Genomic DNA, 12,047 nt, shown 5'->3' with positions numbered 1-12,047 from the left:
TGCGACGCGCTCACTTGCTCGCCTTCTCATCGCCCGGCAGGTCGTATTTCACGCCCTCCCACGGCGAGAGGAAATCGAAATTGCGGTATTCCTGCTGAAGCCGAACCGGCTCGTAGACCACGCGCTTTCGCTCGTCGTCATAACGCACCTCGACGAAGCCCGACATCGGGAAGTCCTTGCGCAGCGGGTGACCGTCGAAACCATAGTCCGTCATGATGCGGCGCAGGTCCGGATGACCTGCGAAGATCACGCCGAAGAGGTCGTAGGTCTCGCGCTCGTACCAGTCGGCGCCAGGAAACAGCGGAACCAGAGAGGCGACGGGCGTCTCTTCCGAGGCAGGGGTCTTGATGCGGATCCGGCGATTGTGCTTGGGCGACTGAAGATGCGCGACCACCTCGAAGCGCTCCTCGCGCTCGGGATAGTCGGCGGCCGTCACGTCGATGATATTGACGAAAAGGCATTCGGGATCGTCGCGCAGATAGGCGGCCGTCTCGAACCACCGTTCGCGCGCGACAGTGATGGTCAGTTCGCCATAGGCGACCTTCGCTTCCGTCACCGCGCCCGGAAGCGCGTCGCCGATCCGCGCGCCCAGAGCTTCCAATTCAGCCGACATTTGTCAACCCCGTTCAGAGGCGCGCGCGGCGCCCAATTTTCCCCGTCCTCGCGATCGGAGCGTTCCAGAGCCGCCCGCCGCCGCAGGGATCCTCTCGCCGCCTCGCGCCCCGCAATGACGGCGGCCCGCCATCGCGGCTCTTATCGTTCGATCGTGCCCGTGCGGCGAATCTTCTTTTGCAGCAGCAGCATGCCGTAGACGAGCGCCTCGGCCGACGGCGGGCATCCCGGTACGTACACATCGACCGGGATCACCCTGTCGCAGCCGCGCACCACCGAATAGGAGTAGTGGTAATAGCCGCCGCCGTTCGCGCAGGAGCCCATGGAAATGACGTAGCGGGGCTCCGGCATCTGGTCATAGACCTTGCGCAGCGCCGGCGCCATCTTGTTCGTCAGCGTGCCGGCGATGATGATGCAGTCCGACTGACGAGGCGAGGCGCGCGGCGCAAAGCCGAAGCGTTCGAGATCGTAGCGCGGCATGGCCGCCTGGATCATCTCCACCGCGCAGCAGGCGAGGCCGAAGGTCATCCACATGAGCGAACCGGTGCGCGCCCAGTTGATGACGTCGTCGGTCGCCGTGACGAAGAAGCCCTTGTCGGCGAGTTCTTCGTTGATTTGGAGGAAGAAGGGATCGTCAGACCCGACCGGCTTGCCGGTGCGCGGATCGATGAGGCCCTTGGGCTGCGGCGCCACCAGCGTCTGATGGCCCTCGTTCGCGATCAATCCCATTCGAGCGCTCCCTTGCGCCATTCGTAGACGAAGCCGACGGTCAGCACGCCGAGGAAAACCATCATCGACCAGAAACCGAACGACCCGGCGTCCTTAAATGCGACAGCCCAGGGAAAGAGAAAGGCCACCTCGAGATCGAACACGATGAAGAGCAGCGACACGAGATAGAAGCGCACATCGAATTTCATGCGCGAATCGTTGAACGGGTTAAAGCCGCACTCGTACGCGGAAAGCTTCTCCGGGTCCGGCGCCTTGAAGGCGAGGAGAAAGGGCGCGACGAGCAGCGCGCCGGCGATGATGGCGGATAACGCCATGAAGATCGCCAGCGGCAGATATTGTTCGAGCAGCATCGGCATGGGTCGTGTCCGGTCGGTCCGACGTTGCGGCGGGGCGAAGGCCGCTTTCGCGGGAGCTTCAAACTTGGAAAAGCTCCAGGCCGCCGGTTCCGTAACAAAGCCCCTTGTGCAAAGCAAGAGACAAGGACGGTCGCGCCGCCGTTATGGTCGATTTCGTCGCAGGGGCGACGAATTATCGACAAAGCCGCCCGTTTTCCGGGCGCTCCCCGACGCATTGCGAAACGAAAGCGGCCGCCGCCATCTCCCTGAATCGCGCCGCGCGGCGAGCCAGCGCCTCGGCGTCCTCTCCCCAGGCCCGCATCTGGAAGTCCTCGTCGACATGGGCCGCAGCCCAGGCGGCGTCGAGCTCCAGTTCATTCAACGCCTTAGCGAGGGCGAGAATCAGCGAGCCGGTGAGGGTCGTCATCACATGGAGGGACGCCAGCCGCAGATACGCGGCGGCGCCCTCCCCGACATGGGCGCGCACGGCGGCGGCGAGCGCAGCGACCGATTCCTCCGGCTGCGCCGCGAACATCACGCCCTCCGCGAGCGTCATCCGGGCGCCCAGCCTGTCGCGGGCGAAGGCGAGGAGCGGATCCCAGGCGGCCCTCTGCGCCGCAGCAAGGCTCTCTGGCTCCCCCGCGCGATAGCAGATCAGGTCCGAGCCGGCGTATTTGACCAGTTCGGCCTCGACCTCGGCCATTTGCCGCGCGACGCCGTCGCTCGCGGAATTGACGAGTTTCGTCAAAGGCATGGTCGACGGGTCGACGCGCTCCCCCTGCCCCGCCCATTCCGCCGCGAGCGCGTCGGCGAGGTCGCGCGACGGGACGATGACGCGACGCTTGGCCGGGGTGTTGACCGGACGGCCGTCGAGCAGGACCGAAAAGCCGCCCTCGGCCTCGCCGACCCCCGCCTCCTTATAGAAGCGCTTGGGCAACGGACGGGCCGGATCGCGCGCCGCCTTGACGGGATCGCGCTCGCTCTCGGGAACGAAGAAGTCGGCGTCGAAGCCGGTGGGTTCGTTGGGCATCTCTCAGTTCCTCGGAAACGGGGCCCTCATCCAGCAAGGCCCCTCAAGTCATGCCCGCGCCTGTCGCGGGCAACGCGCGGCACGGCCCCCGGGACAAGTGCGGCCATGGCGGGTGAGGCGCCGGTTGATGGCTAAGCGTCCGGAGCCTCTTCGATCGGGTCGTATTGCTTCACGTCGAAGCCGAACAACTCCCAGCTTTTCTGCATGTGAGGCGGCAGCGGCGCGGTGACGTCCAGAACGCCGCCTTTCGGATGCGGCAGCACGAGCCGGCGCGCGAGCAGGTGGAGCTTGCGCTCCAGCCCCTCGGGCATGGCGCGCAGCGGATCGCGGCGGCGCGCGTCGTCTTCCGGGCAGTGGCCGTATTTCGGGTCGCCGAAGATGGGATGGCCGATCGCTTCGGCGTGGGCGCGCAGCTGATGGGTCCGGCCGGTCAGCGGCTTCATCGACAGCCAGGCGCACTTCGGCGCGACCTTGTCGACAATGGCGTAATAGGTCAGTGAGTGCTGGGCGTCGGCCTCGCCATGTTTGGCGATCCGCATCTTTTCGAGGTCGCGGCCCGCCCCCCGTGCGCGCTCCATCCCCGCGCCTTTGGCGAGATAGAGGGAAATCCTGCCCTGCGCGGGCTTCGGCACGCCCTCGACCAAGGCCCAATAAATCTTCCTGGCCTGCCGGGAGCGGAAGATTTCGCCGAGGTCGGCCGCCATGCGGCGGGTTTTCGCGACGAGCAGAACGCCCGAGGTGTCGCGGTCCAGCCGATGCACGAGTACGGGGCGCGAGTCGCCCCTGGCGAGCGATTCGAGCATCCCGTCGATATGACGCTTCTGGCCGGAGCCGCCCTGCGTCGCGAGCCCGTAAGGTTTGTCGAGCACGAGCAAGTCCTTGTCCTCGAACAGCGTCATCGCCCGGATCGCCTCGACGTCCTCCGGTGCGGCGCGTTTCACTGCGGGGCTCGCGGGCGCCTCGATCCTGAGCGGCGGCACGCGGACCTTCTGACCCTCTTCGAGCCGCGTCGAAGTCTCCACCCGCTTGCCGTCGACGCGCACTTCGCCCTTCCGGCAGATTTTCGCGAGATGGGAAAGGGCGAGCGTGGGGAAACGCCGCTTGAACCAGCGGTCGACGCGCATCCCCGCCTCGTCCTCCGTGACGACGATCGTGGTCACGCCCGCGCCCTTGGCCTCGGAAGCGCTCATGCCGCGCCCCGGGGGCGCGCAAAAACAGAAGAAACCGGCATGGACGCCTTATGAACCAATGCGCGCCCGCTTGTCGATGGCGGCGCGCGCCGTCCGGCCCTCCGGAGGATTGGCGAAGGGCCCCCGCCTATTCCATCGTGATGACGACGCCCGAGGCGCCGGCGCCGACGAAAGCTTGAGCAAAAGCAGTGCGCGGATCGCGACAGGGGCGCGACGGCGGGCGGCGTGATCGGGCGGCATGACCAGCATGGGCGCTCGATCCGGGCTGATCTCTCGTGGCGAGGGCTCGCGAACAAGCTTCTCCCCGCGCTCTTCCCCCCTTTCCCCGCCTCCGTTAGTCTCTTGCGCATCCATCCCGTGAGAGCCAAGACATGAGAGAGCGTTCCGGCGAAGCCTTTCTGTTCGACCGCGCCATTCTCGACGCCCGCATCGCGTTCGTCTCGGCGAGCTTCCTGCTCGCCTACGGCTTCGCGGCCCTGCTCGACCGCATTGGCGCGCCGGAGCGTTTCGTGGCGGCCGCCTCGCCCTGGTTCACGGTCCTCGCGCTCGCGGCCCTGGGCTTCCTGCTGCATTCGATGCGGGTCTCCTTTTATTATGCAGCGGAACGCGGGACGCCCGCGGCCTATTCCGGCTTCGCCAACGCCGGCGTCGCGATTGCGCTTCTGCTGCCCTTCGCGACCCGGCTCGCGGGGCGCTCCTGGGGACTCGGCGTCATAGGCGGCGCGTTGCTCGGCCTGGCGGTCGCCGCGCTTTTCCTCGGCCCGCTGTTGCGCCGGTCGGGGGCCTTTTCTCTCTCGGGTCTGCTCGCCGCGCGCTTTCCCGGCGCGGCGCCGCGCTTCGGACTGATCGCGGCGGTCGCGCTCTCGTCCGGCCTTCTCGCTGTTGCGGGCGGCCTGATGGCGGTGGAGGCGCTCGTCGATCTCGCCGGGGCGGGCCGCGTCTTCGCCTCCTTCGCCGTGGCGGCGGCGGGACTCGTCATCGCCGGGCCGGGCGGACTGGGCGGCTCGATCTGGACCGCCGCAGCCGCGGCGGGGGTTGCGCTGCTCGGCTTTGGCTGGCCGATCGCAGCGCTCGGCGTGACGGGCGATTTGCCGGTGGGCCTGTTCGGCGGTGCGGGCTGGAGCGATGCGGCGTCGCTGCTCTCTCAGTGGCGGATCGCGCCGGCGCCGATGGGCGTCGAGGTCGAACTCGGCGCGACCATCGCGGTGGCGATGGGGATGGCGGCGCTGGCGCCCGTTATGGCGCCGGCCGTGACGACGGAAGACGGCGATTCGGCGCTTGCCTCGGGCTTTGCGGCGCTCGCCTGGAGCTTAATTTTCGCCCTCCTGGTCGCGGCGGCGGTCGCCGCCTCGGCGCTGACCCTCGCGGCGTCCGTCTCGGGCCAGACGGCCGAGCGGCTTCCGGAGCCGATCTACGCCGCAAGCGGACGGGGACTCGTCGCCGTCTGCGGCGCGGCGGCGGGCACGCCCTCCCAGGCCCAGCGGGCCTGCGCGGCGCAGAAGATCGCGCCGGGAACGCCGCTGAGCGCGGGCGACATTCGCCCAGTCGATGGAAGTTATCTGCTCGGGGCCCTGCCCGGCGTCGCCGACCTCGGCGCCGCAGCCTCCGGACTGCTGGCCTCGGCGGTGGCGGCCGTCGGCCTCGCTCTGTCGGCGATGGGCCTTCAGGCCTGCGGCGCCGCTCTGGGGCACGACGCGCTCTATCGCCTGCGCGGCGAGACGGACCTCACGAGCCGGCGCCTCGCCATCACGCGGCTGGCGCTCGTCGTCGTCGCGACCTTCGGATATGTCGCCAGCGTCACCCAACTCGCGACGCCGGGCGCGCTCGTCGCTCTCGCGCTGGCGGTCGCGGCCGCCTGCGTCGCGCCATCGGTGGCCCTCGCTTTCTGGACCCGCGCCGGCGACCGCGAATCATTCGCAGCGCTCGCCGCCGGAGCCGCCGGTCTCGCGGCGGCGCTTGTCGTCGCCGGGCCAGCGGTTCGGTTCGAGGTTTACGCCCTCGCTTCCCTCGCGGGCGCGACGCTCGGCGCCGCGGCGGGCGTCGTCTCAGGGCTCGCCTCCGACGGCGAAAAGCCCCATGCCGCGGCTTTCGTGAGGCGCGTGCTGCGCGGCGACGGGCAGATCGTCGCGCCAGACAAGGGCGCCTGACGCCTAGCGGAATTCCGCGCCGCGTCCGACCGCGCCGAGAATGACCGGCTTGTCCTTTCCGCAGACGAAACCGCGCGCATGTCCATCGGCGATTTGGCGCGCGAGGGCGTTGGCGTTCGCATTGGCGCGGGCGTCCACATAGCCGACGTGGCGCACCGGCCCCGGCGGCAGGCGCGTGACGACCAGCGCGCGTCCGGTCGCCTTGCGGTCCTCCCGGTCGGCCTGCGTCTTGTAGTTCCAGCGCATGATGGCCGCGAAAGGCATGCCCGCCGCGAGCCGCCATTCGACGACGCCTTCGTAAAAGTCGTTGAAGGGCGCGAGGGTCTCGCTCGCGGCGGGTTCGTCTTTCGCCCGCCGACCAAAGCTCACGAACATGCGCTGGTCGCCGGCGCCAAGCCACATGGGCGCGGCGGCGTAGCCCTTGCAGAGCCAGCCGCCGTAATCCTCTTCGGCCCGGCCCGGCTCGTGTTTGCAGTCTTTTCTCACGTCGACCTTCGTAGAGGCCGACGAAGCTTCTTCCGCGCGCGCCGGCGACGCGGCGCCGATCGCGCAAAGCGCCGCCAACCAGATGATATGACCTCTCATCTCGACTCTCCCGCCCTGCCGGAGGAAAGTGGCGGGAAGCGCGGCGCCGCGCCATGCGCCGGCGCACGCCGCGGCGCGCCCGGCCCCCTATCCTTCGCAGCATTTTCTGCTATAAGACGCTCCGCACGCCCGGCCCAGCCGGGCGGCGCCGCTTCGAAGCGACCTCGCTGGACGACATCCCGGCCAAGGCCGCTCCCTGCGGACGGCTTCCCAACAAAAAGGATAAAGACGGATGTCGATCACGGCCGAGCGCAAACAGGCGCTCATCAAGGAATATTCCACCAAAGCGGACGACACGGGCTCTCCCGAGGTTCAGGTCGCGATCCTCACGGAGCGCATCGCCAACCTCACCGAGCACTTCAAGACGCATGTGAAGGACAATCACTCGCGTCGCGGCCTGCTGAAGCTTGTCTCCCAGCGCCGTCAGCTGCTCGATTACGTGAAGAAGCGGGACGAAGCCCGCTACCGGAGCCTCATTGAGCGCCTCGGCATTCGTCGCTGACCCAGGCTTTGCGAAAGCGGCGCCTGCGACTGCGCCGCTTTCGCGTTTCAGGGGCGACCGCAATCGCCCGCAACGAAAGACCAACGCTGGAGCGTCATGGCAGGATCGCCGGACGCTGCGCGGACGAAAAACAAGAACAACGCCTCCGCAGCCTCTCGCCGTCTTGCTCATGACGAACCGTTGGCGTCATGTGAGAAAGACCAAGCATGTTCGAAATCCATCGTGAAGAACTCGACTGGGCCGGGCGCAAGCTCGTCCTCGAGACCGGCAAGGTCGCCCGTCAGGCCGACGGCGCCGTCATGGCCAGCTGGGGCGAGACCACCGTGCTCGCCACCGTGGTTTCCGCCAAGGCGCCGAAGCCGGGTCAGGACTTCTTCCCGCTCACCGTCAACTATCAGGAAAAGGCCTTCGCCGCCGGCCGCATCCCGGGCGGCTACTTCAAGCGCGAAGGGCGCCCCTCGGAGCGTGAGACGCTCGTCTCCCGCCTCATCGACCGCCCGATCCGCCCGCTCTTCCCGGACGGCTATCGCTGCGACACGCAGGTCATCGTCACCGTGCTGTCGCACGACATGGAAAACGACCCCGACGTTCTCGCGATGGTCGCGGCGTCCGCCGCCCTCACCCTCTCGGGCGTGCCCTTCATGGGCCCGATCGGCGGCGCGCGGGTCGGCTATATCAATGGTCAGCTCAAGCTCAATCCGACGATCGAGGAGATGAAGCTCTCCGACCTCGACCTCGTCGTCGCCGGCACGCACGACGCCGTGCTGATGGTCGAGTCGGAAGCGAAGGAGCTTTCCGAAGAAGTCATGCTCGAAGCGGTCATGACTGGCCATCGCGGCTTCCAGCCGGTGATCGACGCCATCATCCGCCTCGCAGAGCGCGCCGCGAAAGACCCGCGCGAGCTGATCGTTCCGGATATGTCGGAAATCGCTGCGGCCGTCTCGAAGCACGCCGAGGCCTCGCTCCGCGAGGCCTACAAGATCACCGTGAAGCAGGAGCGCTACGCCGCCGTCGACGCGGTGAAGGCGAGGGTGATGTCGGAGCTCTTTCCGGAAGGCTCCGAGCCCGCCTACACCAAGGAGCAGGTGGCCGAGGTCTTCAAGGAATTGCAGGCCAAGGTCGTCCGCTGGAACATTCTCGATACGGGCATCCGCATCGACGGCCGCGACGTGAAGACCGTGCGCCCGATCGTGGCGGAAGTCGGCGTTCTGCCGCGCACCCATGGCTCCGCGCTCTTCACGCGCGGCGAGACGCAGGCGCTCGTCGTCGCGACGCTCGGCACGGGCGAGGACGAGCAGTTCGTCGATTCTCTGGAGGGCACCTACAAGGAGCGCTTCCTGCTCCACTATAACTTCCCGCCCTACTCCGTCGGCGAGACGGGCCGCATGGGCTCGCCCGGCCGCCGCGAGATCGGCCACGGCAAGCTCGCCTGGCGCGCCATCCGTCCGATGCTGCCCGCCGCCGCCGAGTTCCCCTATACGCTGCGCGTCGTCTCCGAGATCACCGAGTCGAACGGCTCGTCGTCGATGGCGACCGTCTGCGGCGCCTCTCTCGCGCTAATGGACGCGGGCGTGCCGCTGAAAGCGCCGACGGCGGGCATCGCGATGGGCCTTATCCTCGAGGGCGAGCGCTTCGCGGTTCTCTCCGACATTCTCGGCGACGAGGATCACCTCGGCGACATGGACTTCAAGGTGGCGGGCACGGCCAATGGCGTGACCTCTTTGCAGATGGACATCAAGGTCGCCGGCATCACCGAGGAAATCATGCGCGTCGCCCTCGCTCAGGCGAAGGACGGCCGCATGCACATCCTCGGCGAGATGGCCAAGGCCCTCACCACGTCGCGCGCGGAGCTGGGCGAATTCGCCCCGCGCATCGAGACGATGAAGATCCCGACCGACAAGATCCGCGACGTGATCGGCTCGGGCGGCAAGGTCATCCGCGAGATCGTCGAGAAGACCGGCGCCAAGATCAACATCGAGGACGACGGCACGGTGAAGGTCGCCTCCTCCGACGCCAACTCGATCAAGGCGGCGATCAACTGGATCAAGTCCATCGCCTCCGATCCGGAAGTCGGCATGATCTATGAAGGCACGGTCGTGAAGACCGCGGACTTCGGCGCCTTCGTGAACTTCTTCGGCGCCAAGGACGGCCTCGTCCACATCTCGCAGCTCTCCAAGCAGCGCGTGGCGAAGACGACCGACGTCGTGAAGGAAGGCGACCGCGTGAAGGTGAAGCTGCTCGGCTTCGACGATCGCGGCAAGGTGCGCCTCTCCATGCGCGCCGTCGACCAGGAAACCGGCGAAGACCTCGAGGCCAAGGAAAAGGCCGAAAAGGAAGCCGCCGCCGCGGCGGCCCCCGGCGGCGAATAATCGCGCCGGCGCCATTGCTGAAACGCCAGCCGCCCGGCATTGTCGGGCGGCCTTTTCATTTCCAGCGGGGCGATGACATGCGCGGATCGATCATGTTGGGCGCGGCCATTTTCGCGGCGGCTTCGGCGCAGGCGGAACCCGATTATTCCCGCGTCATTTCCTCGGTGACGCTCTCCTTCGAGGGCGGCGACCTCGACCGCGCCGTGCTCGTCGAAAACGGCGATGCGGGCGCAGACCTATACATCTATCGCGCGCTGGAGCCCGGACGCGATCTCGCCAAGCCCGTCAAACCTGCGCTGATCAAGAAAAACGCGGCGTGGAGCGGCGGCATGTGGGGGCAACATCCCTCGCTCGAAACCAGCGCAAAGGGGTCGCTGCTCATCAAATCGGAAAACACCGGCATCGGCCGAGACCGCTGGAGCCAGACGGTCACGGTCGTCTATCGCAACAAGGAATTCATCGTGGCGGGCCTCACCCGCGACGCCTATGACACGCTCGATCCGAACGCCAGCCACAACTGCGATCTCAACTTTCTGACCGGCAAGGGCAAGAAGGACGGTAAGTCCGTGGACATCAAGGGGACGACGAGGCAGCTCGCCGACTGGTCCGACGCCGAACTGCCGAAGGAATGCGCCTTCTGAGGCGCCCGGCGTGCGCGCCCGCACAGCGCGCCTGCGAAAATGGCGTTTCGATCCTCCCAGAATGTTTTCCGTTTGGGAGGTCGCCATGTTTATCCGGCTTCTCTGCATCGCCGTTTCAATCCTCTGCGCGGTCGCCAAGCTGACCGCGACGGCGCGCGCTAGCTACGAGGGATAGGCGCGGGCGGCGAATGCCTTCGCTTGGGCCGTTCCGGCGTCGCAAGGGTCGCCCCGAACTCGGCGGGGCAGCCGCGCGTTCCGTTCGCGCAAGGCGCCGTGTAAACTCGGGGCGCGCAGAGGAAAGGCGGGCGATGACGAACGAGAACACGAACAAAACCGGACCGGCGGCGCGTCAACCGCTGGACTTATCGCTGCTCGCGCGCGTCGGCGTCACGGCAGTCTTTCTCGCCGTCACGGCGCTGGTCGCGGCGCCCTTTTTGTCGAGCCTGACCTGGGCGCTGATTCTCGCGGTCGTCTTTCTGCGTCCTCATCGCGCGATCGAGTCGCTGACCGGTCCGTCGCTCGGGGCGGCGATTTCCGTGCTTCTGTTGGCCGTGATCGTCGTCGCGCCCCTCATTCTGGTATCGCAGCGGCTCATCGCCGAGGCGATCGCAGGCGCCGGCTATATCCAGAGCGAAATCGCCGCTGGCAAATGGGGGCGCGTACTTGAAGCGCATCCATCCCTGCGAGGCGTCAATGAATGGCTCGAAGCGCAGTTCGACCTTCAGGAAGTCATCGGGCGGGCGATCGCCTTTCTCACCAATTTCGGCGCATCATTGATCAAGCAGTCGACCGGCCAGGCGGTCACGATGCTGCTTTCCTTCTATCTTCTGTTTTTTTTCCTTCGCGACCGGCGCGCGGGCGTCGAGACGATTCTGCGCCTGTCGCCCTTCTCGAACCGTGAAACGCGCAAGATCATCCTGCGGGTACGAAACACGATCACCGCGATCATCTATGGCACGATCGCGGTTGCGGCGCTTCAGGGCGCGCTGGGCGGCTTCATGTTCTGGTGGCTCGGATTCGCCTCGCCCGTCACCTGGGCGCTCATCATGGGCCTGCTGTCCGTCGTCCCGGTTCTGGGCACATTCGTCGTCTGGATTCCCGCCACGATCTTCCTTGCGCTGGAAGGACGCTGGGGCGAAGCGATCACGCTGGGCCTGTGGGGCGGCGTGGTCATCGCGAGCGCGGACAATCTCATCCGTCCGCTGCTCGTGGGCGACACGCTTCGTTTGCATACGGCGTCGACGTTCGTCGCCCTGCTGGGCGGTTTGCATGTGTTCGGCCCGCCGGGCGTCGTGCTCGGCCCCATCGCGATGACGACATCGACGCTTCTCCTCGAACTCTGGCGCAGAAGAGCGGACGCGGACGTTCAAACGAGTTGAAGGCGCGCGCGCAGCCGCGCCTCCAGCGCCTCGGCGTTGGCGCGCTTCTCGAAGCCCGCCGTCTCGAATTCCTCGCCATTGCGCAGCGCGATCACGACGCTGAATGTTTCGGGACCGCTGTCCCAAGCCGTCTGCCTTATTCGCGTCGTGACGACGTCCGCGCCGCGGACGATCGTCGTCCGCTCGCGAAAGAGCGCCTTGCGGGCGATTTCGATTTCGCCGTCCTTCACGCGCCAGCGCTGGTCTTCGCCGAAGATCGCGGCCATCACGAAAGCGCCGCCGACGGCCCAGGCGCCCAAAAGCAGCGCGGCGAAGAACAGCGAAATCCAGCCCGGACGCACAAAAGCGCCGCGAAACTCCCAAGCCGGCGCGACGATGACGAAGACCCCCGCCGCCCCCAGGACGACCCGCAAGAGGAAAGGCAAGGGACGGGAAAGAGGAAAGTCGTCCGGGTCGATCATGCTCGGCGGCATTCTCGGGGCGTCAACTTACCGTCGCGCGACAGTCGGCGCGCGAAGCTGATCGAAA

At 67.2% G+C, this 12,047-nt stretch carries 12 protein-coding genes; 5 read left to right on the top strand and 7 right to left on the bottom strand.

Going from position 1 to position 12,047, the window contains the following annotated elements:
* Positions 1-10: 10 nt before the first annotated feature.
* From ACV959_RS06350 to ACV959_RS06330, 5 genes are all read right to left on the bottom strand, one after another.
* Positions 11-613, bottom strand: coding sequence for an NADH-quinone oxidoreductase subunit C (locus ACV959_RS06350; protein ID WP_475739055.1), 603 nt, complete (start codon positions 611-613; stop codon positions 11-13).
* Positions 614-753: 140 nt separating this feature from the next.
* Positions 754-1,341, bottom strand: coding sequence for a NuoB/complex I 20 kDa subunit family protein (locus tag ACV959_RS06345; RefSeq protein ID WP_475739054.1), 588 nt, complete (start codon positions 1,339-1,341; stop codon positions 754-756).
* Positions 1,332-1,697 (bottom strand): NADH-quinone oxidoreductase subunit A, encoded by a 366-nt coding sequence (locus tag ACV959_RS06340; RefSeq protein ID WP_475739053.1) that lies wholly within the window; start codon positions 1,695-1,697, stop codon positions 1,332-1,334. The genes ACV959_RS06345 and ACV959_RS06340 overlap by 10 nt, the downstream gene beginning before the upstream one ends.
* A gap of 172 nt (positions 1,698-1,869) precedes the next feature.
* Positions 1,870-2,706, bottom strand: a complete 837-nt coding sequence (locus ACV959_RS06335; protein ID WP_475739052.1) for an ATP12 family chaperone protein — start codon at positions 2,704-2,706, stop codon at positions 1,870-1,872.
* A 131-nt stretch (positions 2,707-2,837) separates the two neighbouring features.
* Positions 2,838-3,896, bottom strand: a complete 1,059-nt coding sequence (locus tag ACV959_RS06330) for an RluA family pseudouridine synthase (protein ID WP_475739051.1) — start codon at positions 3,894-3,896, stop codon at positions 2,838-2,840.
* Positions 3,897-4,267: 371 nt separating this feature from the next.
* Between ACV959_RS06330 and ACV959_RS06325 the strand changes: the two genes are divergently transcribed.
* Positions 4,268-6,043 (top strand): sodium:solute symporter, encoded by a 1,776-nt coding sequence (locus tag ACV959_RS06325; protein WP_475739050.1) that lies wholly within the window; start codon positions 4,268-4,270, stop codon positions 6,041-6,043.
* A gap of 3 nt (positions 6,044-6,046) precedes the next feature.
* Here the strand turns inward: ACV959_RS06325 and ACV959_RS06320 are convergent, their stop codons facing one another.
* Positions 6,047-6,628, bottom strand: coding sequence for a hypothetical protein (locus tag ACV959_RS06320; RefSeq protein ID WP_475739049.1), 582 nt, complete (start codon positions 6,626-6,628; stop codon positions 6,047-6,049).
* Positions 6,629-6,860: 232 nt separating this feature from the next.
* Between ACV959_RS06320 and rpsO the strand changes: the two genes are divergently transcribed.
* From rpsO to ACV959_RS06300, 4 genes are all read left to right on the top strand, one after another.
* A complete protein-coding gene (rpsO, locus tag ACV959_RS06315) occupies positions 6,861-7,130 on the top strand; it encodes a 30S ribosomal protein S15 (protein ID WP_475739048.1) in 270 nt (89 codons plus the stop codon).
* Between the two features lie 206 nt (positions 7,131-7,336).
* On the top strand, positions 7,337-9,499 hold the full coding sequence (gene pnp, locus ACV959_RS06310; protein WP_475739047.1) for a polyribonucleotide nucleotidyltransferase: 2,163 nt from the start codon (positions 7,337-7,339) through the stop codon (positions 9,497-9,499).
* Positions 9,500-9,576: 77 nt separating this feature from the next.
* Positions 9,577-10,140: a hypothetical protein gene (locus ACV959_RS06305; RefSeq protein WP_475739046.1), complete on the top strand. Its 564-nt coding sequence runs from the start codon at positions 9,577-9,579 to the stop codon at positions 10,138-10,140.
* Positions 10,141-10,448: 308 nt separating this feature from the next.
* Positions 10,449-11,519 carry an AI-2E family transporter gene (locus ACV959_RS06300; RefSeq protein ID WP_475739045.1) on the top strand — a complete coding sequence of 357 codons (1,071 nt, stop codon included), beginning with the start codon at positions 10,449-10,451 and terminating at the stop codon, positions 11,517-11,519.
* Here the strand turns inward: ACV959_RS06300 and ACV959_RS06295 are convergent.
* Positions 11,507-11,980, bottom strand: coding sequence for a hypothetical protein (locus tag ACV959_RS06295; protein WP_475739044.1), 474 nt, complete (start codon positions 11,978-11,980; stop codon positions 11,507-11,509). The genes ACV959_RS06300 and ACV959_RS06295 overlap by 13 nt on opposite strands.
* Positions 11,981-12,047: the final 67 nt, after the last annotated feature.

Source organism: Methylocystis sp. Se48, assembly GCF_056269425.1.
The sequence above is the reverse complement of the archived record's forward strand: the minus strand, read 5'-3'. Positions and strand labels throughout refer to the sequence as shown.